We start from the raw sequence: 22,380 nt of genomic DNA, 5'->3' as shown, positions 1-22,380 counted from the left end.
CGAGCAAGGGCAGTCGCGCGGCCAAGCGCGAAGGCTTGCAACGACTGGGCAAGACGCCTGCGCGCAGCGCCGGACGGGCGCGGTCGGTGCCCGGAAGCGGCATGTCCTGTTTCAGCTCCGAGCGCGCCGCCCCCCTCCACCTGGCGACCGCTCCGTGGCCCGCCGCGCTAGCTCGTAGCGGGCGACCAGCGCCCCGACGTCACCCGGTCACGCTGCTCCAGGTCCTGACGCGTGGCCACCGCATCGAAGCCACGCGCCTGCAGCAGCCCGGCCACGGCCGCGCCCTGGTCCCAGCCGTGTTCGAGCAGCAGCCAGCCCCCCGGCAGCAGATGCGCAGGCGCATCGGCGACGATCAGACGGATGTCGTCCAGGCCATCGGGGCCGGAAGCCAGCGCACTGGCCGGCTCGTAGCGCAGGTCGCCTTCGCCCAGATGAGGATCCTGCGCGGCGATATACGGCGGGTTGCTGGCGATCAGGTCGAAGCACTCTCCGGCCAGCGGCGCGAACCAGCTGCCCTGCCGGCATTCGACATTGCGCAAGCGGTGGCTGTCGGCATTGCGCCGGGCAACCGCCAGCGCCGCCGCGCTGGCATCGGTGGCGATCACCTGTGCCTGAGGCCTCTCGCTGGCGATGGCCAGCGCGATCGCGCCGCTGCCGGTACCCAGATCGGCAACACGGCGGCCTGGCCGGGCGTCCAGGCGCTCAAGTGCCAGCTCGACCAGCACCTCGGTGTCGGCGCGCGGGATCAGCGTGGCGGTAGAGACCGCCAGATCCAGCGTCCAGAACCCCCGCGTACCGGTCAGGTAGGCCACCGGTTCGCCGGCCTGGCGCCGCTGCACCAATGCCGCGAACGCCTGCGCGACAGACGGCTCGACCGGATCGCGGCCATGCGCGAACAGCCAGGCGCGGTCGCGGCCCAGCGCGTGCAGCAGCAGCGGCTCGGCATCGCTGCGCTCGATCCGTTCGACCGCACGCCGCAACAGCTGCTCGGCGGCAAGACCGGCTGGGTCCTCGCTCATACGGATCATTCACTCATGCGCAACATCGGCCGACCATTATCGGAGATGGAATCGGCCCCTGCAGCGGCAGACGCCGTCTGCAAACTCGATAGCCCCAGCCTATCTATACAATTCCATCAATCGATTTGAGAAATCTATCGATCCTGCCTACCATGGCGACTGTTCCATCCCCCGCCCCCTTCATCGCACGAGGAAACTCAATGTCTCTTATCAACACTCAGGTCCAGCCGTTCAAGGCGAATGCGTACCACAACGGCAACTTCATCGAAGTCACCGAGGCCAGCCTGAAGGGCAAGTGGTCGGTGCTGATCTTCATGCCGGCCGCCTTCACCTTCAACTGCCCGACCGAAGTGGAAGACGCCGCCGACAACTATGCCGCGTTCCAGAAGGCAGGCGCCGAGGTCTACATCGTCACCACCGATACGCACTTCTCGCACAAGGTGTGGCACGAAACCTCGCCGGCTGTGGGCAAGGCGCAGTTCCCGCTGATCGGCGATCCGACCCACAAGCTGACCCGCGCGTTCGGCGTGCATATCGAAGAAGAAGGCCTGGCCCTGCGCGGCACCTTCATCATCAATCCGGACGGCGTGATCAAGACCCTCGAGATCCACGACAACGCGATCGCCCGCGACGTCACCGAGACGCTGCGCAAGCTGACCGCTGCCCAGTTCGTCGCCAACAACCCCGGCCAGGTCTGCCCGGCCAAGTGGAAGGAAGGCGCCAAGACCCTGGCTCCGTCACTTGACCTGGTCGGCAAGATCTAAACCGACTGACACCTCCGGCCTGTGGTTTAGGCCGGAGCATCTCCGGCCCAGCACTGGGCCGGGGGTGAACCGGAGCCGGTGCCGGGCTGCCCGCCAGCCATCGCCAGCACGCATTCCCGACATCGCGCCGGCTGCGGTTCATCCCCTCCTCCCCGGCGACCTGCCTCAGCGCAGCGACGCCACGCCCTCCCCTTGCCCATTCCCAGGAGTTCTCCATGTTGGATGCCAACCTCAAGACCCAGCTGACCGCCTACCTGGAACGGGTTACCCGTCCGATCCAGATCAATGCCTCGATCGACGACAGCGCCGGCTCGCGCGAAATGCTCGACCTGCTCGAGGATCTGGTGCTGCTGTCGGACAAGATCAGCCTGGACATCCACCGCGATGACAACCAGCGCAAGCCCTCGTTCGCGCTGACCACGCCGGGCCAGGACATCTCGCTGCGCTTTGCCGGCCTGCCGATGGGCCACGAGTTCACCTCGCTGGTGCTGGCGCTGCTGCAGGTGGGCGGTCACCCGTCCAAGGCCGCCGCCGAGCTGATCGAGCAGGTGCAGCACCTGGACGGCGACTACCAGTTCGAAACCTATTTCTCGCTGTCGTGCCAGAACTGCCCGGACGTGGTGCAGGCGCTGAATCTTGCCGCCGTGCTCAACCCGCGCATCAAGCACGTGGCCATTGACGGTGCGTGGTTCCAGGACGAGGTCGAAACCCGCCAGATCATGTCGGTGCCCACCGTCTACTTGAACGGCGAGCTGTTCGACCAGGGCCGCATGACGCTGGAGCAGATCGTCGCCAAGCTCGACACCAATGCCGCAAAGCGCGACGCTGCCAAGATCGCCGCCAAGGAGGCCTTCGAGGTGCTGGTGGTCGGCGGCGGCCCGGCCGGCTCGGCAGCGGCTGTTTACGCCGCGCGCAAGGGCATCCGCACCGGCGTGGCCGCGGAGCGTTTCGGTGGTCAGGTGCTGGACACCATGTCGATCGAAAACTTCATCTCGGTGCCGGAAACCGAAGGCCCGAAGATGGCTGCCGCGCTCGAGCAGCATGTGCGCCAGTACGACGTGGACATCATGAACCTGCAGCGCGCCGAGCAGCTGATTCCGGCCGGTGCCGATGGCCTGATCGAGATCAAGCTGGCCGATGGCGCCTCGCTCAAGAGCAAGACCGTGATCCTGTCCACCGGCGCGCGCTGGAGGCAGATGAACGTGCCGGGCGAAGACCAGTACAAGAACAAGGGCGTGGCCTACTGCCCGCATTGCGACGGCCCGCTGTTCAAGGGCAAGCGCGTGGCGGTGATCGGCGGCGGCAATTCGGGCGTCGAGGCCGCGATCGACCTGGCCGGTATCGTGGCGCATGTCACGCTGGTGGAGTTCGACGACAAGCTGCGCGCCGACGAAGTGCTGCAACGCAAGCTGCGCAGCCTGCACAACGTGCGCATCATCACCAGCGCGCAGACGACCGAAGTGCTGGGCGATGGCCAGAAGGTCACCGGCCTGGTCTACAAGGACCGCACCGGCGGCGACATCCAGCACGTGGATCTGGAAGGCGTGTTCGTGCAGATCGGCCTGCTGCCCAATACCGAATTCCTCAAGGGCTCGGTGGCGTTGTCGCCGCGCGGCGAGATCATCGTCGACGACCGTGGCCAGACCAACGTTCCGGGCGTATTCGCTGCCGGCGACGCCACCACGGTGCCGTACAAGCAGATCGTGATCGCAATGGGCGAAGGTTCCAAGGCTGCGTTGAGCGCGTTCGATTACCTGATCCGCTCCAGTGCACCGGTCAGCGCCGACAACGTCGCCCAGGCAGCGTAAGCGTACTCAAGCCAGCGCCCGGCCAGCCCGGGCGCTAAGCTCCAGTCGTACCCCGCCACCGCAATGAGGGCTGCTGCACATGAATCTGCGTGACCTGAAATATCTGGTTGCCCTGGCCGACCACAAGCATTTCGGCCGTGCTGCGACGGCCTGCTTCGTCAGTCAACCGACGCTGTCCACACAGATCAAGAAACTCGAAGACGAGCTCGGCGTGCCGCTGGTGGAACGTGCGCCGCGCAAGGTGATGCTGACCCCGGCCGGCCGCGAAGCGGCGATGCGCGCACGCGGCATCGTGGCCGAAGTGGAACAGATGAAGGAAGCCGCGCGGCGCAGCCAGGATCCGGAAGCCGGCACCGTGCGGCTGGGCATCTTTCCTACCCTGGCGCCGTATCTGTTGCCGCATGTGGTGCCGGGGATCCGCGAGCGGTTCCCGCGCCTGGAACTGCTGCTGATCGAAGAAAAAAGCGATCAACTGGTGCACCAGCTGCGCGAAGGCCGTCTGGATGCGGCGCTGCTCGCACTGCCGTTGCAGGATGAGCAGCTGCATGCCGAATTCCTGTTCGAGGAACCCTTCGTGCTGGCGGTGCCGGAAGGCCATCCGCTGTCGCGCCACGACAGCATGACGCTGGACGATCTGTCCGAGCAGCGGCTGTTGCTGCTGGAAGATGGCCACTGCCTGCGCGAACAGGCGCTGGATGTCTGCCATCTTGCTGGCGCGCTGGAAAAATCCGAATTCCAGGCCACCAGCCTGGAGACGCTGCGCCAGATGGTGGCTGCCAATGTCGGTGTGACCTTGCTGCCGCTGCTGGCGGTCAAACCGCCGGTCGCGCGCTCGGAGAACATCCGCCTGATCCGTTTCCGCGAAGACAAGCAGCCCAGCCGCCGCATCGCCATGGCCTGGCGCCGCAGCTCGGCCATGACCGCGTTCCTGGAGCAGCTGGCGCAGTTGTTCAAGGAGTTGCCGGAGAGCCTGTTTACGCTGGACCAGCCGGCGACTGGGCCCAAAGCGGTTGCGGCCTGAGGAATCGGGAATCGGGAATCGGGAATCGCAAGATCGTTTCATGGCTGCGGTTGCTTGGCGGGATGTTTTTCACCTGTTCTCGGGCAGAAGCGACGCGCAAGCGTCGTTTTTTGTTTGGTGGGTGGTTACGACGTGATGTCTCTGGACGCACGTGGCGGTTGCGGTGTCATTGGCACGTGGTGGACTCTCACGAGGCACTTCAAGTCAGTCGCTGGGTGATGGCAGATGGCACGCACCTGGGCGCTGCAGCGCTGCCTGCCTGATGCGCTGGCCACGGCCCGTCACTCGCGGTGCCGCGCCGGCCTCGCCCGATACCTGCCGTGCACTGCGCCATCTCGCATGCATTGCGATCGGGCAGCGGCGCCCTCATGTGGGCAGTGAGGCTTGCCATGTTGGCGGGCCGTCATCGTCAAGGAGATTGCCATGACTTCGCAGCACCACAGCGGCTTGCCGCCGTCCATCCTGGTTTCCAGCCATGACCTCGCCCGTCTTGAGGCCCTGCTCGATTCCCCCGCTTTCAACAAGCACCCGGCCGCCACCGCGCTGAGTGACGAACTGGGCCGCGCACGCGTCGTGCCGCCCGACCAGATTCCCGGCGATGTCGTCACCATGCACTCCCGCATCGATTGCGAAGATGAGCTGCATGGCGAACGACATACGCTCACCCTTGTGTATCCGCACGAAGCCGATGTGCAGCACGGCCGCATCTCGGTGCTGGCGCCGGTCGGCAGTGCGCTGCTTGGCCTGTCGGTCGGTCAGAGCATCGACTGGCGCACGCCCGACGGGCGCGACCTGCGTCTGCGTGTCAGCGCCGTGCACGATCAACATGCCCTGGCCGGCGCCTGACTTCACACGCCAGGCGCGCTACCGTAGCGCGCTGCGTCCTATTCACGACCCGTTCCACGATTCGAGAGAACCCGCATGACTGCTCCCTCCAAGCTTGCCCAGTTGCGTGACCTGTCTGTCGTCGTTGCCGACACCGGCGACTACGACGCCATCAAGCGCCTGAAGCCGGTCGACTGCACCACCAATCCCACCCTGGTCAAAAAGGCATTGGATCTGCCGGTGTATGCCGACCTGATCGAGCGCGAACTGGCCTGGGGCCGCGAACACGGCGGCGAAGACCGCACCAGCACCGTCAACGAAGTGGCCGACCGCCTCACTATCGGCGTCGGCGTCAGGCTGGCCGAGCTGGTCCCGGGCCGCGTCTCCACCGAGGTCGATGCCGACCTGGCGCACGACACCAAGGCGACCATCGCCAAGGCGCGCAAGTTCATTGCGATGTACGCCGAGCGTGGTGTGTCCAAGGACAAGATCCTGATCAAGATCGCGGCCACCTGGGAAGGCATCGAGGCCGCCCGCCAGCTGCAGCGCGAAGGCATCGACTGCAATCTGACCCTGATCTTCAACCGCTCGCAGGCGCTGGCCTGTGCGGAAGCCGGCGTGTTCCTGATCTCGCCGTTCGTCGGCCGGATCCTGGACTACTACGTCGCCCAGGGGCAGACCCCGGCCAGCATCGACGAAGACCCGGGCGTGGTGTTCGTGCGCACGGTCTACAACGAATTCAAGCAACGCGGCTCGTCCACCGTGGTGATGGGCGCCTCGTTCCGCTCCACCGCGCAGATCGAGGCCCTGGCCGGTTGCGATCGCCTGACCATCTCGCCGGAGCTGCTGGAAAAGCTCGACGCCGAACATGGCGAACTGCCGCGCAAGCTCTCGCCTGCGCAGGCCGACAACGCGCAGATCACCCCGATCGACAGCGACAGCTTCGCCACCGATCTGGCAGCCGACCCGATGGCCACCGAAAAGCTGGCCAGCGGCATCGATGCCTTCGCCAAGGATCTGCAGGCACTGCGCAAGACCATCACCGACAAGCTTGCCGGCTGATTGCAACGCGCGGTTCGCAGTGCCAACGCCTGCAGCCTGGTGGCTGTGGGCGTTTTGGTTTTTGCAGTCTGGCTGCGCAGCACGCTGCAGCCACGACGTGTAAGGCAACGCCTCTTGCGATGCTGGCATTGGAAACTGCGGCCGGCCTCGGGCTGCCTTACTTTCCAGGCAACGTTGAGCTTGTGGGCTCATCGACGCCTGCACAGCCGCCACCGAGCTGCCATGCGCGCGTTTTGGCATGATCGGCGCGCGGTTCGGCGTCGTTCTCCACACGTCGCTTACACCCGCGCAACCCGCACTGCCTAGAATCCGGGTTCCTCAACTGGCGTAGCGGACAATGGCAAACATTGCAGTGGTGATGGTCGACGGCGTGGCCGATTGGGAAATTGGCGTTGTCCTGCCGGCGGCGCGCGAATGGTTCGGCGACCAAGTCGCCATCGCCAGCATCGATGGTCAGCCGGTGCAGTCGATCGGCGGGCTGCGCATCACCCCGGACTTTGCCCTCTCCGATCTGGCGCCGCTGGACGCCGATCTCTGGATCCTGCCCGGCAGCGAGCGTTGGCAGGCCGGCGAAATCCCCGGCCTGAGCGGCCTGCTGGTCGAGCGCGTGCAGCACCAGCGCCCGGTCGCGGCGATCTGCGGCGCCACCATCGCCCTGGCCTATGCCGGCCTGCTTGACCAGCGCGCGCATACCAGCAACGCGCTGGCCTTCCTGCAGGAACACGTGGTGCCGTATGCCGGTGCTGCGCAATACCGGCACGAAAAGGTAGTGACCGCCGACGGCGTGATCACCGCACCCGGCACCAGCCCGGTCGGCTTCGCGCTTGCCTGCATGCGACTGCTGCATCCGGAGCGCACCGACATGCTCGCCCAGCTGCGCGGCATGTTCGCCGGCGAGTTCGTCTGACCCAGCGGATTCAGGCACGCCTGGCGCATTGGCTGCACTGACTGGATGCAGTGGGTCGCCATACCGATCCATCGCACCGATTGGCGGTCGTGATTGACCGCAATGATCCGCCGGGCCGGTTCGCCGCTCGGCCACCCGCGGCGGTGCCGGCGCGTGGTGCGCACGCCGCAAAAAAAGATGGCCACGCCGTCTCCGGCGTAGCCATTCAAGTTGCCTGGCATGCACTCCCATGCGCTGCCTGATCGTGATAACGCTGCCGGTCACTGTTGGCCATCGGCACGCCGCCACGATCACGTGGATGACAGCGCTTCAATCCGGCCCGCCTTTCCGTCAGGCATCCAGCCCGATCGGGCAGCTCACTCCCGTTCCGCCAAGCCCGCAATAGCCATTGGGATGCTTGGCGAGATACTGCTGGTGATCGTCTTCGGCGTAGTAGAACGCGGGCGCCGGGAAACGGATCTCCGTGGTGATCGCGCCATACCCGGCGGCGTCCAGTTGCTGCTGGTACGCATCGCGGCTGGCAAGCGCGGCGTCGTATTGCGCCTGTGTCGTGCAATAGATCGCCGAGCGGTATTGCGTGCCGACGTCGTTGCCCTGCTGCATGCCCTGGGTGGGGTCGTGGCTTTCCCAGAACGTGCGCAGCAACTGTGCGAACGACACCGACGCTTCGTCGTACACCACCAACACCGCTTCGGTATGGCCGGTCTGCCCGGAACACACTTCGCCGTAGGTGGCGTTGGGTGTCTCGCCGCCGGCGTAACCCACCGCCGTGGTGTACACCCCTGGCAGGTTCCAGAACTTGCGTTCTGCACCCCAGAAGCAGCCGAGCCCGAACTGCACCTGGGCCAGGCCGGTGAACTCCCCGCGCAACGGATGGCCGTTGATCAGGTGGGCGTTGTGGAGCGGTAGTGCCTGCTCGCGTCCGGGCAAGGCCTCGCCCGGACGTGGCATGCGTTGTTTGAAAGCGCCGATTCCCAGCATGGTGCAACTCCGCAATCGTGAGGATTGCCTGCTGGATGGCGCCGGCCGTCGCGGCTTTCAAGCCACTACGGCCAATGCGGCGTTACTTCCTGGTCACCGCGGCGGTGGCGGTGTCCACTTCCGGCATCGCCGAGCTGTGGTGATTGATGATCAGCCACTTGCCGTCGCGCTTCTCGTACACGAAGGTGTAGCGCGCCTGCACGTCGGTTTTCTTGCCGTCCTTGTCGGTCAGCGTGAAGGTGTAGACGCCGGCATCCACCGCGCTGTCGTCATCGAGCACACGCACGGTGCGGTAGTTGACGACGCCCTGCGGCTTCTTGGTCAGGAACATCTCGAAGTATTTTTCGATCTGCTCGCGCGAGGCGCGGACCTCGTTGGACACGGTCGGCAGCAGCACACCGTCCGGGGCATACAGATCGGCCACCTTGTCCGGATTGCCGGTAGCCAGTGCAGCGTTCCAGGTGTCGAACAGCGCGGCGACTTCGCGTTCTTCGCCGCCGGCCGGCAACGTGGCCTTGTCGGTGTAGTGCATCACGCCGCCAGCCAGCGCCGGGGTGGCAGCCAGAGCCAGAACCAGAGAGAACAGAGTGCGACGCATGGGAAATCTCCGTGTGGTTGAGGGGGTTGCCGCATCGGGCAAGCGCAGTATCGAAACCAAGCGGCCCCAACAATTCTGCCGACTGGCATATACTCGAATATGCTGATCGGCCTAGAGCGAACTCATGGAAACCCCTACCAATGCTGGCGATTGGCGCCTGACGCTACGCCGCGAAGCATCCGACAGCGCACGCTGGCAGGCGCTCTGGGAGGTCGCGGTAGCGCTGCGTCAGGCACAGACGCCGGAACAGGCCTGCGACGCGGTACTGGGCCGGGTGCTGCTGTTGCTGGGCCTGGAAGATGGCGCGGTGCTGGCACAGCGCGGGCCACGCGCGCAGGTGCTGGCCAGCCGCGGCCGTGCATTGCCGCCCGGTGCCAGCGCAGCCGGCGACAGCCATGAAGCGGCCTGGCTGATGCCACCGCGCCCGGCCGATATCCGCGAGGCCAAGGTGCCGATCCAGGCGCTAGGCAGCACCCTGGGCATGCTGTGCGTGGCCTGGAACGACACCCGTCCCGCCCCCGGCAACGACGATGTGCAGGCGCTGCAGGCCTTCGCACTGCTGCTGCCGTCAATGGTGGCCGAACCGGCCAGACCGCTCGCCACGCGTCGGCGCAAGCCGGCGCAGGACGACCGTCTCAACGCGCTCAGCAAGCGCGAGAAACAGGTGCTGTCCCTGCTGCCGCGCGGCCTCACCAATGCGACGCTGGCAGCTGAACTGGGGATTTCTCCCGGCACGGTCAAAGTGCATGTGGAGCGAATCCTGCAGAAACTTGAGGTAAAAGATCGCACCCAGGCCGCGGTGTACGCGGTTCAAGCCGGACTCGCGCTATGAATGCAATGGCGGTGCGTTGGAACGATTGGCCGATCACCCGCAAGAGCCTGGCGGTGGTGACCCTGCCCCTGCTGCTGCTGGCGGTGGCCTTGATGGCGATCTACAGCGTGGAGCGGCAGAACATCGCCGCCGAAAACGATGTGCGGCAGACGCTGGAAGTGTTGAGCGACCTGTACGAAGCACACGCGCTATTGGCCGAAACCGCGGCCGGCGTGCGCGGGTATCGGCTGGTGCGCCGCGATGAATTCCTCACCCCGTACCGCGATGCCGAGCCGCGCCTGCAACGGGTGGCCGAACGGCTGTCGCAACGCATCACCGACCCGGGGCAGGCGCAGCGGTTTGCGCGCATCAAACCGTTGTTTGCGGAAAAGATGCAGGGATGGCGCCGGTTGCTGGCACCGGATCTGAGCCGCGAAGAAGAGATCCGCCAGCTGTGGGACGGCAAGTACAAGCTCGACATCCTGCGTGCCGAACTGCGCGAACTGCGCAATTACGAAACCGCGCAATTGCAGGTACGTACCGCCAAGGCGCAGGGACTGCGCCAGCGCAATCTCATCATCACTTTAAGTGCGGCAATGCTGGGCGGCCTGGGCGCAGTGTTCGCGGTGGCGTGGTTCGCCTCGGCGCTTTCCGGGCGCCTGCGCACGCTGGCGGCCAACGCCGACCGATTGGGCGAAGGCCTGCCGCTGGCGCCGCAGCCGCGCGCCGGCGACGAGCTGGGCCAGGTCGGCCAGCGCCTGGCGCAGGCCAGCGAACTGCTCGCCGCACGTGCGGCCGAAGCGCAACTGGCACGGCGCGAGGCAGAAACCGCCAACCGCGCAAAGACCGAATTCCTGTCGCGCAGCAGCCACGAATTGCGCACGCCGCTCAATGCGATCCTGGGCTATGCGCAGGTGCTGGAAATGGATCTGCCCGAGCCCGGGCATCGCCGTCATCTGCAGCATATTCTCGGCGCCGGTCGGCACCTGCTGGGGCTGATCAACGAGCTGCTGGACATCGCGCGGATCGAAGCCGACCAACTGGATCTGAGCCCGGAGCCGATCTCGGTGCGCGCGGCCGTCCACGAGGCGCTGGGCCTGATCGCGCCGGACGCGGACAAGCACGGCATCGCGCTGCAGCCGGCCGCCATCGACGGGCCGTGGACGGTGCGCGCCGATGCGCAGCGGCTGCGCCAGGTGCTGCTCAACCTGCTGTCGAACGCGGTCAAGTTCAATCGCACCGGCGGCCAGGTGCAGGTGAGCGCGCAGCCGGATGGCGAGCAGGTGCGCATCACGGTCGCCGACCAGGGCGCGGGCCTGACGCCGGCGCAGATCGAGCGGCTGTTCACGCCGTTCGAGCGGCTGGGTGCCGAGCGCTCGGCGGTGGAAGGCACCGGCTTGGGCCTGGCCCTGAGCAAGCGGCTGATCGAGGCCATGGGCGGGCGCATCGGCGTGGACAGCAGCCGCGATGGCGCGCGTTTCTGGATCTCGCTGCCGCAGGGCGAGCCGCAACGCAACGAGCCGGTGCGCACCATCGTGCCGCCGAGTAATGCGGGCACCGGCGTATGCCGGCTGCTGAGCATCGAAGACAACCCCTCCAACCAGGCCCTGATCCGCACCCTCAGCGAACGCCGCCCGCAATGGCAGCTGCTGGAAGCGGCCAGCCTGGCGCAGGCGCGCGCGCTGCTGCAGCACGGCGTGCCGGATCTGATCCTGCTGGACCTGCATCTGAGCGACGGCAACGGCGAAGAACTGCTGCGCGAGCTGCAGGCGCAGCCGGCCACGGCCGGTGTGCCGGTGGTGGTGATCAGTGCCGATGCCACCACCGCCACCCTGGCGCGCGTCGGCAATCAGGGCGTGCGCGCGTATCTGACCAAGCCGCTCGATGTGGCGGAATTCTTCACTGTGATCGACGGACTGCTGGCATGACACGCGACGAAATCCTGGCTTCCCGCATCCTCATCGTCGACGACGAGCCGGCCAATGTGCGGCTGCTCGAAGACCTGCTGCAGCGCGAAGGCTTCCAGCAGGTCATCGCCACCACCGACCCATTGCGGGTGATGGGGCTGGTGTCGGCATTCGCGCCGGACCTGATCCTGCTGGATCTGAAGATGCCGGAACTGGACGGCTATGCACTGCTGGAACAGCTGGCGCGGCTGTCCGATCCCGGTCACTTCCTGCCGGTGATCGTGCTCACCGCCGACCACAGCCGCAGCGCGCGCCATCGCGCCCTGGGCCTGGGCGCCAAGGACTTCCTGACCAAGCCGCTGGACACCTTCGAGGTCGCGCTGCGGGTCTGGAACGTGGCCGAAACCACCGTGCTGTTCAAACGCCTGCGGGCGCTGGCCGCACCGGATGCGGCGCCGCCAGGGTGGCGCCAGCCGAAATGACGCGCGCACATCGTAGGAGCGCACCCGGGCGCGACCGGGGCTTTGCCGATAACACCAGTGCAGGAGCGCACCCGGGCGCGACGTGGCGTTCATCGGCACAGCCTCGTCGCGCCCGGGTGCGCTCCTACGACTGGCGCTGCGCTACAGCGCGCGGGTGACCTCGCCGCACAGGCCGATCTCTGCCAGTACCGCCTGTGCCTGGCTCAGGTGCAGGTCGGCCACGCAGACCTGCAGCACGCCGAAGGCAGGCAGTTCCCCGGCACCGCCCAAGAGCGACTCGCCGAACACGAAGGCGGTGATGCCGGCATCCTCCAGCGCGTGCTTGGCCAGATGCGCGTCGATGATGTGACTGGCGCGATAGGCGATCTGCATGTCAGCCGCGCTCCAGGCGTTCGCGCGCGGCGTCCTGCTTCCACTCGCGCAGTGCCGGCAGTGCATCCAGTGCAGCCAGGTAATCGCCGGCAGCCTCGAACAGCGGCACGCCGTAGCTGGCAAAACGCAGCGCGACCGGGGCGAACATCGCATCGACAATGCCGAAGTCGCCGCACAGGAACTGCCCGGCATGGCCATGCTCGGCGCGCAGGCTGGCCCACAGCGCCTGGATGCGGGTGATGTCGCGCTCGGCAGCCGCGTCCCAGCGCGCCGGGCCAGGCGCGCGGGCCAGGTTCATCGGCAGCTGGGTGCGCAAATCCACAAAGCCCGAGTGCATTTCCGCCGCCGCGGCGCGTGCCTGCGCGCGCGCGGACAGCTCGGCCGGCCAGCCGCGGCCATCCAGCCAGCGTTCGTTGACGTATTCGCAGATCGCCAGCGAATCCCAGACATGCAGGGTGCCGTCCCACAGCACCGGCACCTTGCGGGTGGGCGAATAACCGGCAATGCGGGCCTGGAACTGCGGCGTATCCAGCGGCAGCGCGATCTCTTCGAACGGTACCTGGAAGTGCCGCAGCAGCAGCCACGGGCGCAGCGACCAGGAGGACAGGGTCTTGTCGCCGATCACCAGGCGGGGCAAAGGCATGCGTGGGGCACTCCGAAGGATCGCCGCAGCGTACGCGCCGGCGGCGGTGCCGGCCAGCCCGCTGTGCCGCCTGCCGATGGCACCCGCCTGGCTGCAGTCAGCCCGTGCAGCCCCAGGCAGCAAGGCGCCTGCGCGCAAGACCACTGCGCGCAGGTGGCGCGCGATGGCCGGCCCCTGACACGCCGCCTACCCCTAACCGGTGCCACCGCCTAAACTTGCGGTTTACCTATTGCTGATGCGCGCATGTCCGAGACCCTAGCCACCGACGCCACCGCCCCGGCGGAGAAGAAAGACTTCATCCGCCAGATCGTCCGCGAGGATCTGGCCAGCGGCAAGCACACGGTCATCCGCACCCGCTTCCCGCCCGAGCCCAACGGCTATCTGCATATCGGCCACGCCAAGGCGATCTGCCTGGATTTCGGCCTGGCCTCCGAGTTCGGCGGGCTGTGCAATCTGCGCCTGGACGACACCAACCCGGCCAAGGAAGACCCCGAGTTCGTGGTCGCCATCCAGGACGACGTGCGCTGGCTCGGATTCGAGTGGGCGCAGCTGCGCCATGCATCGGATTATTTCCAGGTGTATTACCTGGCCGCGGAAAAACTGATCCGCGACGGCCATGCCTTCGTCTGCGACCTGTCCGCCGAGCAGGTGCGCGAATACCGCGGCACGCTGACCGAGCCCGGCCGCAATTCGCCGTTCCGCGAGCGCAGCGTCGAGGAAAACCTGGACCTGTTCCGGCGCATGCGTGCCGGCGAATTCCCCGATGGCGCGCGCACCCTGCGCGCCAGGATCGACATGGCCAGCGGCAACATCAACCTGCGCGATCCGGCGCTGTACCGCATCAAGCATGTCGAGCATCAGAACACCGGCAATGCGTGGCCGATCTACCCGATGTACGACTTCGCGCATTCGCTGGGCGATGCGGTGGAAGGCATCACCCATTCGCTGTGCACGCTGGAATTCGAAGACCACCGCCCGCTCTACGACTGGTGCGTGGACAAGGTGGACCTGGCCGCGCATCCGGAGCTGCTGCAGCCGCTGCTGGACAAGGGCCTGCCGCGCGAGGCCGCCAAGCCGCGCCAGATCGAGTTCTCGCGCCTGAACATCAACTACACGGTGATGAGCAAGCGCAAGCTCACCGCGCTGGTGGAAGAACAACTGGTGGACGGCTGGGACGACCCGCGCATGTACACGCTGCAGGGCCTGCGCCGGCGCGGCTATACGCCGGCGGCGATGCGCCTGTTCGTGGATCGGGTGGGGATCAGCAAGCAGAACTCGCTGATCGATTTCTCGGTGCTGGAAGGCTGCCTGCGCGAGGATCTGGATGCGGCCGCGGCGCGCCGCATGGCGGTGGTCGACCCGCTCAAGCTGGTGCTGACCAATCTGCCGGAAGGGCACAGCGAGACGCTGAGCTTTTCCAACCATCCCAAGGACGAATCCTTCGGCACGCGTGAGGTGCCGTTCGCGCGCGAGCTATGGATCGAGCGCGAGGATTTTGCCGAAGTCCCGCCCAAGGGCTGGAAGCGCCTGGTGCCCGGCGGCGAGATCCGCCTGCGCGGCGCCGGCATTGCGCGCGTGGACGAGGTGGTCAAGAACGACGCGGGCGAGATCGTCGAGCTGCGGGGCTGGCTGGATCCGGAGTCGCGTCCGGGCATGGAAGGCGCCAACCGCAAGGTCAAGGGCACCATCCATTGGGTCAGCGCCGCGCATGCGGTGGAAGCGGAAATCCGCCTGTACGACCGCCTGTTCTCGGTGGAAAAGCCCGATGACGAGTCCGAGGGCAAGACCTACCGCGACTATCTCAACCCCGAGTCCAAGCGCAGCGTGCGCGGCTATGTGGAGCCGAGCGCGGCACAGGCGGCGCCCGAGCAGTCGTTCCAGTTCGAGCGTACCGGCTACTTCGTTGCCGATCGCCGCGACCATAGCCCCGCCACGCCGGTGTTCAACCGCAGCGTGACCCTGCGCGACACCTGGGCCAAGTGAGTCCGAACCGCGCCGGGTGCCAGCCATCCGGCGCGGGAACGGCGGCAGGCAGCCGCAGCGAGGCCTGCGGCGATCGACGTGCCGATGGTGGTCACCGCGCGTGATGCAGCCAGCGGGGACGACGCCTCAGAGCGGTATCTTCTGAGTTGATGAGCAAGCGCAATGGAGACTGCGTGCCGCACTTCGTTGCATGCTGCATGGCATGAAGGAGCAGCACGATGCGTGAGCGCTTGATGGTGGGTGTTGCCTGCGGCATCGGCGCAGGTGCGTTATGGGGACTGGTGTTTCTGGCGCCGCAGTTGCTGGCGGCGTTCACGCCGTTGCAACTGACCGTTGCCCGTTACCTGTCGTATGGCGCGGTCGCAGCCCTGGTGCTGGCACCGCGCGCGCGCCAGACCGCTGCGCGGCTGGGGCGCGCCGAATGGTGGGCGCTGGTGCGTCTGAGCCTGTTGGGCAACCTGATCTATTACGTGCTGCTCGGCAGCGCGGTGCAGTGGGCCGGCAGTGCGGCGACCGCACTGATCATCGGCCTGCTGCCGGTGGTGGTCACCGTGATCGGCACGCGGGCCGCAGGCGCGGTGCAACTGCGACGCCTGGCCGCGCCATGCGTGTTGTGCGTCATCGGCGTGGCGCTGGTCGCCCTGGACACCTTGCAACACGATGCCGGTCACCACGCCAGCGATCGCGCCACCCGCATCGCCGGCCTGCTGTGCGCATTCGGTGCGCTGGTGTCGTGGTCGGCCTATTCGATCGGCAATGCGCGCTGGCTGCGGCGGCGCCCGGACCTGTCCGGTGGCGATTGGTCGCTGCTGACCGGTGTGGTCACCGGCGCATTGGCGCTGTTGCTGGCGCCGGCCGCACTGATCGGCAGCGCGCCACATGCGCCGATCGACTGGGCCAGTTTCTGGGGTATTTCGCTATTGCTGGGCATCCTGGCCTCGGTGATCGGCAACGCCCTGTGGAACCGGGCCAGCCGGGTGCTGCCGCTGACTTTGGTTGGCCAGATGATCGTGTTCGAGACGATCTTTGCGTTGCTGTACGGCTTTGCCTGGGAAATGCGCCTGCCCACGCCGCTGGAGCTGGCCGCCATCGCCTGCCTGCTGGTCGGCGTGCTGTGGTGCGCAGCACTGCATGCGGAAGCGAAATGACGCCGGCACCTGATGCACGCAGCGGCCTAGATTGCAGGCTGTGTCCGCCAGCAACGCCGCCATGTGCCTCCCACAACCATGTCCACGCCCGCCTGCAAACACGCTGCGCAGCGCGGTGTTTTCGCTGTCGTTCGGCCTGGCGGCCTGTTCGCCGCAGCCACCCGTCCCGAACGCGGTGACCCCGGCCGAGGTGTTCTGCACGCTTCTTCCGGGTCGGCCAGATGACGATCTGCCCAGCGACCGCCGCGACGAAAGCATGCAGCAACTGGACCTTGCCACGCGCTGCCACCGGGCGCTGCGCAGACAGCGTTGACTGCATTGAGACTGCAGGCATGTTGCAGTCGCACGCCGCGCCCCGGCCAACGTCATCACCCCAACGCGCGCACGGCCCCGATCCCCGGGGTTTCCGTAGCTGATCCAGCGCGCGCCACATTCCGCGCATCCGGGGCTTACCATGGCCGCTCACCTGTCCTGATCGGAGCGGCCGCATGTCCCGTCTTTTGTCCCGGTGTCTGAGCTCGCTGTTGCTGCTGGCCTGCCTGGTGTCGACCGGCTGCGTGGCCGCACCACCGGCCGATACCGCCGGGCCGCCTCCGGCGACCGGCTCGGCAAGCGGCCCGGCCACCGGCAAACCGGTCACCGTGACCACCACCTGCCGCACCGACGCCGATTGCACGGTGAAGAACGTCGGCAACTGCTGCGGCGCCTTCCCGGCCTGCGTCAACGTCAACAGTGCCACCGACCCCAAGGGCGTACTGGCGCAGTGCCAGGCCAGCGGCACGATGAGCGTGTGCGGCTTCCGCGAGATCAGCGCCTGCCAGTGCGTGGCCGGGCAATGTGCCGCAAAGGACGCCCAGGCCGATACACTGCGCCCCGCTCCCCCCTCTACAGAAATGGTCCACTGATGCTTTACGCGCAAGTCCACCTCACGCTGCCCGACTGGATCCACGCGCATGTCGACGACAGCCGCGCCTATCCCAGCGACGAGGACAAGGTGGCGCTGGCAATCGAACTGTCGCGGATGAATGTGCAAGAGCGCAGCGGCGGCCCGTTCGGTGCGGTCGTGTTCGGCCCGGACCACCGCATCATCGCCGCGGCGGTGAACCGCGTGGTGCCGCAGACCACCTCGCTGGCGCATGCCGAAAACATGGCCTACATGCTCGCGCAGCAGCGCCTGCAGACGCCGCGCCTGAACGATGTGCTGTCGCCGGTGACGCTGGCCACCTCCGCGCAGCCGTGCTGCCAGTGCTACGGCGCCACGGTGTGGGCCGGCATCGACCGCCTGCTGATCGGCGCACGCGCCGAAGACGTGATGGCGCTGAGCGAATTCGACGAAGGCCCGCTGCCTGCCGACTGGGTGGGCGAGCTCACCCGCCGCGGCATCGAGGTGGTGCGCGACGTGCATCGCGATCAGGCCTGCGCGGTGCTGCGCAACTATGGCGAGGGCGGCGGTGACCATTACTGATCTGCCCCGCAGCGATCGCGCACGCCAGGCACTGCGATGAGCGGCCTGCTGTGTTACTGCCGCCAGGGCTTCGAGCCGGAGCTGGCCGCCGAGTTGAGCGCGCGCGCCGCATTCGTCGGCATCGCCGGCTATGCGCGTACCCAGCGCAACAACGGCTATGTGCTGTTCGTCTGCGATGAGGCCGCACAACTGGCTGCCAGGCTGCACTGGCGCGAGCTGATCTTCGCGCGGCAGAAGCTGGTGGTGATTGCCGAACTCAAGGGCATCGACCCCAAGGACCGCATCACGCCGATCCTGGCCGCACTGGAGGGCCAGCCGCGTTTCGGCGATCTGTGGGTGGAACACCCGGATTCGGACGCGGGCAAGCCGCTGGCAGGGCTGGCACGCAGCTTCGGCAACGCCTTACGCCCGGCCTTGCGCAAGGCCGACCTGCTCACCGACAAGCCGCAGCCGCGCCTGGCACGGCTGCATATCTGTTTTCTCGATGGCGACCACGCCTTGCTGGCGGTGGCCGACAGTGCCGACAGCGCGCCCTGGCCTCTGGGCATTCCACGTTTGAAGCTGTTGCCGGAGGCGCCATCGCGCTCGGCGCTCAAGCTCGACGAAGCCCTGCTCACCCTGCTCGCGCCGGACGAACGCGAGGCGCTGGTCAAGCCCGGCATGCGCGCCGCCGACCTGGGCGCAGCTCCCGGCGGCTGGACCTGGGTGCTCACCCGCCAGCATGTGCATGTCACCAGCGTCGACAACGGCCCGCTACGCGAGCACGTGCTGGAGACCGGCCTGGTCGAGCATCTGCGCGCCGACGGCTTTCATTGGAAGCCTGCGCAGGCGCTGGACTGGATGGTCTGCGACATGGTCGAGCAACCGCGCCGCGTGGCCGAACGCATGGCCACCTGGATCCGCGAAGGCTGGTGCCGCAACACCATCTTCAACCTCAAGCTGCCGATGAAAAAGCGCTGGGACGAGACCCGCCTGTGCCTGGACCTGTTCGAGCAGCAGGCCGAGAAATCGCTGATCGTGCGTGCCAAGCAGTTGTATCACGATCGTGAGGAGATCACGGTGTTGGCGATGCGGGATTAGGAGCTGGGATTCGGGAATCGGGAATCGGGAATCGGGAATCGTAAAAGCGGGGGATTGGTGGCGTTACTGCTGTGGGTGCTGGGGGGTATCGCGTAACTTGGTGTGGCGTTCCACATCAGCGCAGTCGGCAGTGCTGGCAGTCCGGCGTGATTGATCAGCAGCCGCTTTCGGTGCTGGACTGCACGGCCCTTGGGGACTTCACCGTGGCAGGCTGGTGCGCGCCAGCCTGCTCGTTGCGCTTCGGCGGTCAGCTCCGTCGTTTGACGGAGCTTAGGCGCGATCAGAGCACGATTCGCTTGCTGCCCTCGCGGGCCGAGCGGTAGATCGCATCGACGATGCGGATGTCGCGCAGGCCTTCTTCGCCGGGCGCACGCAGCGGAGTGCCATTGATGATCGCCAGCGCGTCCTCGTCCATCTGCAAGGCCTGCTGGTGCGGCACCTTGGCGTCGAACACGCGCCCGTCGCTGGCCTTGCCGGTCACGCCCTGGTAGCTCTGGAACGGCGACAACTCATACCAGCCGCGCTCGCATTCGGCACGCAGCACATTCATGTTGTTGCCGAAGCTGGTCTTGCACTCGGCACGCACCGCGTTCGGGAATTCCAGGGTGAAGTCCATATGCTCGTCGACTTCGTCGAACAGCTCGGGGCGATCGGTCCAGCGCTTGGCGGTCACGGCCAACGGCTCGCTGCCCACCGTGTAGCGCGCGGCATTGAGCGGATACACGCCCATGTCGTACATCGCCCCGCCGCCGAACTGGGAGCGCAAGCGCCACGGACGATCGGCCTTGGTCGCATCGTGATAGCCGTTGTACCCGGCCTCGGCGCGCACACGCTGCATCGCGCCGAACGGTTTCTCGCTGGCCATCGCGATCAGGCGACGCGTGTTGGGTTCGTGCTGCATGCGGTAACCGATGGTCAGCGCCACCTTGTTGCGCTTGCACGCCGCGATCATCGCCTCGCATTCGCCGGCATGCATCGCCATCGGCTTTTCGCACCAGACGTGCTTGCCGGCCGCCGCCGCGCGCAGCGTCAGCGGCGCATGCAGATGGGTCGGCGTGACGATGTACACCACGTCGATGTCGTCGTTGTCGGCGATCCGGTCGAAGTTCTCGTAGTTATAGACATTGCGATCGGCGATGCCGTACTTGGCCTGCCACTGCGGAATCTTCGCGGGCGTGCCGGTGACGATACCGGCCAGCTTGCAATGCTTGGTCAATGCCAGGCCCGGCGCGAGCTGTTCGCTGGCATAACTGCCCAGGCCGGCCAATGCCACGTTGAGCGGTTTGCCCGGCTTTTTCTTCGGCAATGCCCAGCCGGGCGCAGCAAGCAGGATGCCAGCACCGCCGAACGCGGCGAGCAAACGGCGACGTGTGATCGATTCCACGGACATGCAAACCTCCTTGGCAAGATTGAGAGCGGCTGACACCATCGCGTGCGTTCGTCAGTGACGACAACACACTCGCACCGGAGTGTCAGTGGGTACATGCCGCACCGCGCCCAATCGCACTGCCCGCAGGCGGACGCAGTGCTGCTGTTGGTCGCTCGTCGGCCAATGCTGCCCGGGCACCTTACTTGATCGTGCGTGATCACCGCCATGGCCGCTGCGCACGTTCTGGCACACTGGCAACGATCCCATCTGGAGCATGCCGCATGACCGCTGTTGCCCGCGGCCGTTTCCTGCCATTGGCGTTGCTGTTGTCCAGCTCGCTGGCGACCGCTGCCGATGCGCCGTTCGTTGCGCGCGACCTGATCGGCGATGGCGCCTTCACCCACAATGCCGAAGGTCCTGCAGCCGGACCGGATGGCGCGCTCTATGCGGTGAATCTGGGCAAGGACGGCACCATCGCACGCATTGCCCTGCACGCCGATGGCAGCGCCAAGGCAGAGGTGTTCGTGACCTTGCCCGAGGGCAGCACCGGCAATGGCATCCGCTTCCGCGACGGGACGATGTACGTGGCCGATTTCACCGGCCACAAGATCCTGCAGGTGAACCTGCAGACGCGTGCAGTCAGCACCTTCGCCTCGCTGCCCGACGCTGACGGCCCCAACGATCTGGCGATTGCGCCCGATGGCAGCTTCTATGCAAGCGACCCGAACTGGAAGGACAACAGCGGCCGCCTGTGGCACATCAGCCGCGAGGGCGTCGTCGCGTTGATGGAATCGGGCATGACCACGCCCAACGGGTTGGACGTCAGCCCCGAAGGCAAGCATCTCTACGTCAACGAAAGCATGTCGCGCAAGGTGTGGGTGTACGACCGCGTCGATGGCGGCCTGCGCAACAAACGCCTGCTGATCAGCTTCCCGGACTTCGGCATGGATGGCATGCGTTGCGATGCCGACGGCAACCTCTATATCGCCCGCTACGATGCCGGGCAGATCGCGGTGGTCTCGCCGCAGGGCAAGTTGCTGCGCACGGTCGCGTTGAAGGGCCGCAAGGCCAGCAACGTCGCGTTCGGCGGCACCGATGGCAAACAGGTGTTCGTCACCTTGCAGGATCGTGGCGCAGTTGAAACGTTCAGGTCCGATCGTCCGGGCCGCGAAACCGGACGCTGAAACTGCTGCGCGCGTCGCAACGGTTCTCAGGTCGCGCAACAGCGTCCTGGCATCCTGCAGGTCACCCGTGGAGGACTCCCCATGCAACCGATCGAACTCAAGGACGCGGCTGCCTTCGGCAACGAATTCCTGCGCCTGACCCTGCTGCAGGGATTCCAATCGCTGACCAAGCGCGATCTGGAATTGCTGATCTTCGTGCTGCTCGAACGCGACGGCGCCATCTCGCGCAACAGCTCCAACGCGATGGTCGCGCTGCAGCTGCGGGTGACCTCGGCCAAGGTCAAGGCGTTGCGTCGCGACGGCTATGCGCGCTGGCGCTCGCTGGTGCCCGAAGAAGGCGACGCGGCAATGCAGCGCATCGTCGCCAACGTGCTCACCGAAGACAACCTGCGCTCCGGTGCCAAGCACGTCAGCGAGCGTAGCCGCAAGGAAGGCTTTCTGGCGGTGCGCATCGAACACCCGGATGACGCGCAGCAATTCGAACAGGCCATCCTGGATGTGGGTGCCTTGCCGGTGTACGAGCGCAATCGCGAAGTGGTCGCGGTGCGCTTCGACACGCTGCTGAAAGTCGCCGAGCGCTGGGGCTATCTGCAGCCGGATCCGCAGGCCACCGTGCGCGAGCTGCAAAAGCTCACACCCACCGCCGAAGAAGTGGCGGACCTGTTGAAGAAGGACATCGCGCAGGTGCGTTGGGAAGACGTACGGCGCGCGCTCAACAGCCTGGGCGCCAAGGCCGTGGCCAGCACTGCCGAGGGCGGTCTGAAGGGCTTGTTGAAGATCGTGTTTCCATTCATCCCCGGCTGAGCCGCTTTCCTGGATGCGGCGTGCGACGGTGCGGTGTGGCCATGGGTTCCGATTGCCGATGCCGCATCGCGCACGCTGCACTGACGTCAGCCTGAGCGCACGTTGCACACCTCAGGACGCCCGACAGCCTCTATGCTTGCGGGCTGT

23 protein-coding genes are annotated in these 22,380 nt (G+C 66.5%); 17 read left to right on the top strand and 6 right to left on the bottom strand.

The features are described 5' to 3' along the window. Window positions 1-167: 167 nt before the first annotated feature. The gene (gene prmC / locus XARJCFBP2528_RS10705) at window positions 168-1,019 is read right to left on the bottom strand and encodes a peptide chain release factor N(5)-glutamine methyltransferase (protein WP_016900724.1); all 852 of its coding nucleotides are present in this window, start codon (window positions 1,017-1,019) and stop codon (window positions 168-170) included. A 200-nt stretch (window positions 1,020-1,219) separates the two neighbouring features. On the opposite strand from prmC, the gene ahpC reads away from it, so the two are divergent. From ahpC to XARJCFBP2528_RS10675, 6 genes are all read left to right on the top strand, one after another. Further along, entirely contained in the window at window positions 1,220-1,783 is a 564-nt protein-coding gene (gene ahpC, locus XARJCFBP2528_RS10700; protein ID WP_016900725.1) for an alkyl hydroperoxide reductase subunit C, read from the top strand. A 215-nt stretch (window positions 1,784-1,998) separates the two neighbouring features. Further along, the gene (ahpF, locus tag XARJCFBP2528_RS10695; RefSeq protein WP_047124660.1) at window positions 1,999-3,591 is read left to right on the top strand and encodes an alkyl hydroperoxide reductase subunit F; all 1,593 of its coding nucleotides are present in this window, start codon (window positions 1,999-2,001) and stop codon (window positions 3,589-3,591) included. A gap of 79 nt (window positions 3,592-3,670) precedes the next feature. Continuing rightward, on the top strand, window positions 3,671-4,612 hold the full coding sequence (locus XARJCFBP2528_RS10690; RefSeq protein WP_016900727.1) for a LysR substrate-binding domain-containing protein: 942 nt from the start codon (window positions 3,671-3,673) through the stop codon (window positions 4,610-4,612). Between the two features lie 423 nt (window positions 4,613-5,035). Further along, window positions 5,036-5,458, top strand: a complete 423-nt coding sequence (gene rnk, locus XARJCFBP2528_RS10685; RefSeq protein ID WP_016900728.1) for a nucleoside diphosphate kinase regulator — start codon at window positions 5,036-5,038, stop codon at window positions 5,456-5,458. A gap of 75 nt (window positions 5,459-5,533) precedes the next feature. Then, the gene (gene tal / locus XARJCFBP2528_RS10680; protein ID WP_016900729.1) at window positions 5,534-6,499 is read left to right on the top strand and encodes a transaldolase; all 966 of its coding nucleotides are present in this window, start codon (window positions 5,534-5,536) and stop codon (window positions 6,497-6,499) included. Window positions 6,500-6,836: 337 nt separating this feature from the next. Continuing rightward, window positions 6,837-7,406, top strand: a complete 570-nt coding sequence (locus XARJCFBP2528_RS10675) for a type 1 glutamine amidotransferase family protein (RefSeq protein ID WP_016900730.1) — start codon at window positions 6,837-6,839, stop codon at window positions 7,404-7,406. A gap of 330 nt (window positions 7,407-7,736) precedes the next feature. Here the strand turns inward: XARJCFBP2528_RS10675 and msrA are convergent, their stop codons facing one another. After that, a complete protein-coding gene (msrA, locus tag XARJCFBP2528_RS10670; protein ID WP_016900731.1) occupies window positions 7,737-8,387 on the bottom strand; it encodes a peptide-methionine (S)-S-oxide reductase MsrA in 651 nt (216 codons plus the stop codon). 82 nt (window positions 8,388-8,469) lie between these two features. Then, window positions 8,470-8,985, bottom strand: coding sequence for an SgcJ/EcaC family oxidoreductase (locus XARJCFBP2528_RS10665; RefSeq protein ID WP_016900732.1), 516 nt, complete (start codon window positions 8,983-8,985; stop codon window positions 8,470-8,472). A gap of 124 nt (window positions 8,986-9,109) precedes the next feature. On the opposite strand from XARJCFBP2528_RS10665, the gene XARJCFBP2528_RS10660 reads away from it, so the two are divergent. From XARJCFBP2528_RS10660 to XARJCFBP2528_RS10650, 3 genes are read left to right on the top strand one after another with little or no spacing between them, the layout of a single operon-like run. Beyond that, window positions 9,110-9,817, top strand: a complete 708-nt coding sequence (locus XARJCFBP2528_RS10660) for a helix-turn-helix transcriptional regulator (RefSeq protein WP_016900733.1) — start codon at window positions 9,110-9,112, stop codon at window positions 9,815-9,817. Continuing rightward, window positions 9,814-11,724: an ATP-binding protein gene (locus tag XARJCFBP2528_RS10655; RefSeq protein ID WP_047124659.1), complete on the top strand. Its 1,911-nt coding sequence runs from the start codon at window positions 9,814-9,816 to the stop codon at window positions 11,722-11,724. Before XARJCFBP2528_RS10660 ends, XARJCFBP2528_RS10655 begins: the two co-directional genes overlap by 4 nt. Then, a complete protein-coding gene (locus XARJCFBP2528_RS10650) occupies window positions 11,721-12,185 on the top strand; it encodes a response regulator (RefSeq protein WP_016900735.1) in 465 nt (154 codons plus the stop codon). The genes XARJCFBP2528_RS10655 and XARJCFBP2528_RS10650 overlap by 4 nt, the downstream gene beginning before the upstream one ends. Before the next feature lie 141 nt (window positions 12,186-12,326). Here XARJCFBP2528_RS10650 and XARJCFBP2528_RS10645 read toward each other — a convergent pair whose 3' ends face one another. Further along, window positions 12,327-12,557: a putative signal transducing protein gene (locus XARJCFBP2528_RS10645; protein WP_016900736.1), complete on the bottom strand. Its 231-nt coding sequence runs from the start codon at window positions 12,555-12,557 to the stop codon at window positions 12,327-12,329. A gap of 1 nt (window position 12,558) precedes the next feature. Next, a complete protein-coding gene (locus tag XARJCFBP2528_RS10640; RefSeq protein ID WP_016900737.1) occupies window positions 12,559-13,200 on the bottom strand; it encodes a glutathione S-transferase family protein in 642 nt (213 codons plus the stop codon). A gap of 243 nt (window positions 13,201-13,443) precedes the next feature. On the opposite strand from XARJCFBP2528_RS10640, the gene XARJCFBP2528_RS10635 reads away from it, so the two are divergent. From XARJCFBP2528_RS10635 to rlmM, 6 genes are all read left to right on the top strand, one after another. Continuing rightward, entirely contained in the window at window positions 13,444-15,183 is a 1,740-nt protein-coding gene (locus tag XARJCFBP2528_RS10635) for a glutamine--tRNA ligase/YqeY domain fusion protein (RefSeq protein ID WP_016900738.1), read from the top strand. A 218-nt stretch (window positions 15,184-15,401) separates the two neighbouring features. Beyond that, a complete protein-coding gene (locus XARJCFBP2528_RS10630) occupies window positions 15,402-16,331 on the top strand; it encodes a DMT family transporter (RefSeq protein ID WP_016900739.1) in 930 nt (309 codons plus the stop codon). Window positions 16,332-16,371: 40 nt separating this feature from the next. Further along, on the top strand, window positions 16,372-16,644 hold the full coding sequence (locus XARJCFBP2528_RS10625; RefSeq protein ID WP_126750566.1) for a hypothetical protein: 273 nt from the start codon (window positions 16,372-16,374) through the stop codon (window positions 16,642-16,644). A gap of 175 nt (window positions 16,645-16,819) precedes the next feature. Next, window positions 16,820-17,236, top strand: coding sequence for a hypothetical protein (locus XARJCFBP2528_RS10620; RefSeq protein WP_080591274.1), 417 nt, complete (start codon window positions 16,820-16,822; stop codon window positions 17,234-17,236). Further along, complete coding sequence (locus XARJCFBP2528_RS10615) at window positions 17,236-17,796, top strand: nucleoside deaminase (protein WP_016900742.1); 561 nt, start codon at window positions 17,236-17,238, stop codon at window positions 17,794-17,796. The genes XARJCFBP2528_RS10620 and XARJCFBP2528_RS10615 overlap by 1 nt, the downstream gene beginning before the upstream one ends. Before the next feature lie 36 nt (window positions 17,797-17,832). Next, the gene (gene rlmM, locus XARJCFBP2528_RS10610; protein ID WP_016900743.1) at window positions 17,833-18,876 is read left to right on the top strand and encodes a 23S rRNA (cytidine(2498)-2'-O)-methyltransferase RlmM; all 1,044 of its coding nucleotides are present in this window, start codon (window positions 17,833-17,835) and stop codon (window positions 18,874-18,876) included. Between the two features lie 280 nt (window positions 18,877-19,156). On the opposite strand, the gene XARJCFBP2528_RS10605 is transcribed toward rlmM, so the two are convergent. Continuing rightward, a complete protein-coding gene (locus tag XARJCFBP2528_RS10605; RefSeq protein WP_047124658.1) occupies window positions 19,157-20,266 on the bottom strand; it encodes a Gfo/Idh/MocA family protein in 1,110 nt (369 codons plus the stop codon). 260 nt (window positions 20,267-20,526) lie between these two features. On the opposite strand from XARJCFBP2528_RS10605, the gene XARJCFBP2528_RS10600 reads away from it, so the two are divergent. Both XARJCFBP2528_RS10600 and XARJCFBP2528_RS10595 read left to right on the top strand, forming a co-directional pair. Beyond that, window positions 20,527-21,429: an SMP-30/gluconolactonase/LRE family protein gene (locus XARJCFBP2528_RS10600; protein ID WP_047124657.1), complete on the top strand. Its 903-nt coding sequence runs from the start codon at window positions 20,527-20,529 to the stop codon at window positions 21,427-21,429. An 81-nt stretch (window positions 21,430-21,510) separates the two neighbouring features. Next, on the top strand, window positions 21,511-22,233 hold the full coding sequence (locus XARJCFBP2528_RS10595; protein WP_016900745.1) for a hypothetical protein: 723 nt from the start codon (window positions 21,511-21,513) through the stop codon (window positions 22,231-22,233). Window positions 22,234-22,380 lie beyond the last annotated feature (147 nt).

Source organism: Xanthomonas arboricola pv. juglandis (assembly GCF_001013475.1).
In the GTDB taxonomy this organism is placed as follows: Bacteria; Pseudomonadota; Gammaproteobacteria; order Xanthomonadales; family Xanthomonadaceae; genus Xanthomonas; species Xanthomonas arboricola.
Note: the sequence above shows the minus strand (reverse complement) of the source record. Positions and strands in the feature narration are given on the sequence as shown.

Coding starts and splice junctions, on each gene's coding strand:
- rnk (WP_016900728.1), top strand. CDS start 5,036: ATGACTTCGCAGCACCACAGCGGCTTGCCGCCGTCCATCCTGGTTTCC.
- XARJCFBP2528_RS10595 (WP_016900745.1), top strand. CDS start 21,511: ATGCAACCGATCGAACTCAAGGACGCGGCTGCCTTCGGCAACGAATTC.
- XARJCFBP2528_RS10650 (WP_016900735.1), top strand. CDS start 11,721: ATGACACGCGACGAAATCCTGGCTTCCCGCATCCTCATCGTCGACGAC.
- msrA (WP_016900731.1), bottom strand. CDS start 8,387: ATGCTGGGAATCGGCGCTTTCAAACAACGCATGCCACGTCCGGGCGAG.
- XARJCFBP2528_RS10630 (WP_016900739.1), top strand. CDS start 15,402: ATGCGTGAGCGCTTGATGGTGGGTGTTGCCTGCGGCATCGGCGCAGGT.
- prmC (WP_016900724.1), bottom strand. CDS start 1,019: ATGAGCGAGGACCCAGCCGGTCTTGCCGCCGAGCAGCTGTTGCGGCGT.
- tal (WP_016900729.1), top strand. CDS start 5,534: ATGACTGCTCCCTCCAAGCTTGCCCAGTTGCGTGACCTGTCTGTCGTC.
- ahpF (WP_047124660.1), top strand. CDS start 1,999: ATGTTGGATGCCAACCTCAAGACCCAGCTGACCGCCTACCTGGAACGG.
- XARJCFBP2528_RS10645 (WP_016900736.1), bottom strand. CDS start 12,557: ATGCAGATCGCCTATCGCGCCAGTCACATCATCGACGCGCATCTGGCC.
- rlmM (WP_016900743.1), top strand. CDS start 17,833: ATGAGCGGCCTGCTGTGTTACTGCCGCCAGGGCTTCGAGCCGGAGCTG.
- XARJCFBP2528_RS10635 (WP_016900738.1), top strand. CDS start 13,444: ATGTCCGAGACCCTAGCCACCGACGCCACCGCCCCGGCGGAGAAGAAA.
- XARJCFBP2528_RS10660 (WP_016900733.1), top strand. CDS start 9,110: ATGGAAACCCCTACCAATGCTGGCGATTGGCGCCTGACGCTACGCCGC.
- XARJCFBP2528_RS10620 (WP_080591274.1), top strand. CDS start 16,820: ATGTCCCGTCTTTTGTCCCGGTGTCTGAGCTCGCTGTTGCTGCTGGCC.
- XARJCFBP2528_RS10615 (WP_016900742.1), top strand. CDS start 17,236: ATGCTTTACGCGCAAGTCCACCTCACGCTGCCCGACTGGATCCACGCG.
- XARJCFBP2528_RS10640 (WP_016900737.1), bottom strand. CDS start 13,200: ATGCCTTTGCCCCGCCTGGTGATCGGCGACAAGACCCTGTCCTCCTGG.
- XARJCFBP2528_RS10690 (WP_016900727.1), top strand. CDS start 3,671: ATGAATCTGCGTGACCTGAAATATCTGGTTGCCCTGGCCGACCACAAG.
- XARJCFBP2528_RS10605 (WP_047124658.1), bottom strand. CDS start 20,266: ATGTCCGTGGAATCGATCACACGTCGCCGTTTGCTCGCCGCGTTCGGC.
- ahpC (WP_016900725.1), top strand. CDS start 1,220: ATGTCTCTTATCAACACTCAGGTCCAGCCGTTCAAGGCGAATGCGTAC.
- XARJCFBP2528_RS10600 (WP_047124657.1), top strand. CDS start 20,527: ATGACCGCTGTTGCCCGCGGCCGTTTCCTGCCATTGGCGTTGCTGTTG.
- XARJCFBP2528_RS10665 (WP_016900732.1), bottom strand. CDS start 8,985: ATGCGTCGCACTCTGTTCTCTCTGGTTCTGGCTCTGGCTGCCACCCCG.
- XARJCFBP2528_RS10655 (WP_047124659.1), top strand. CDS start 9,814: ATGAATGCAATGGCGGTGCGTTGGAACGATTGGCCGATCACCCGCAAG.
- XARJCFBP2528_RS10675 (WP_016900730.1), top strand. CDS start 6,837: ATGGCAAACATTGCAGTGGTGATGGTCGACGGCGTGGCCGATTGGGAA.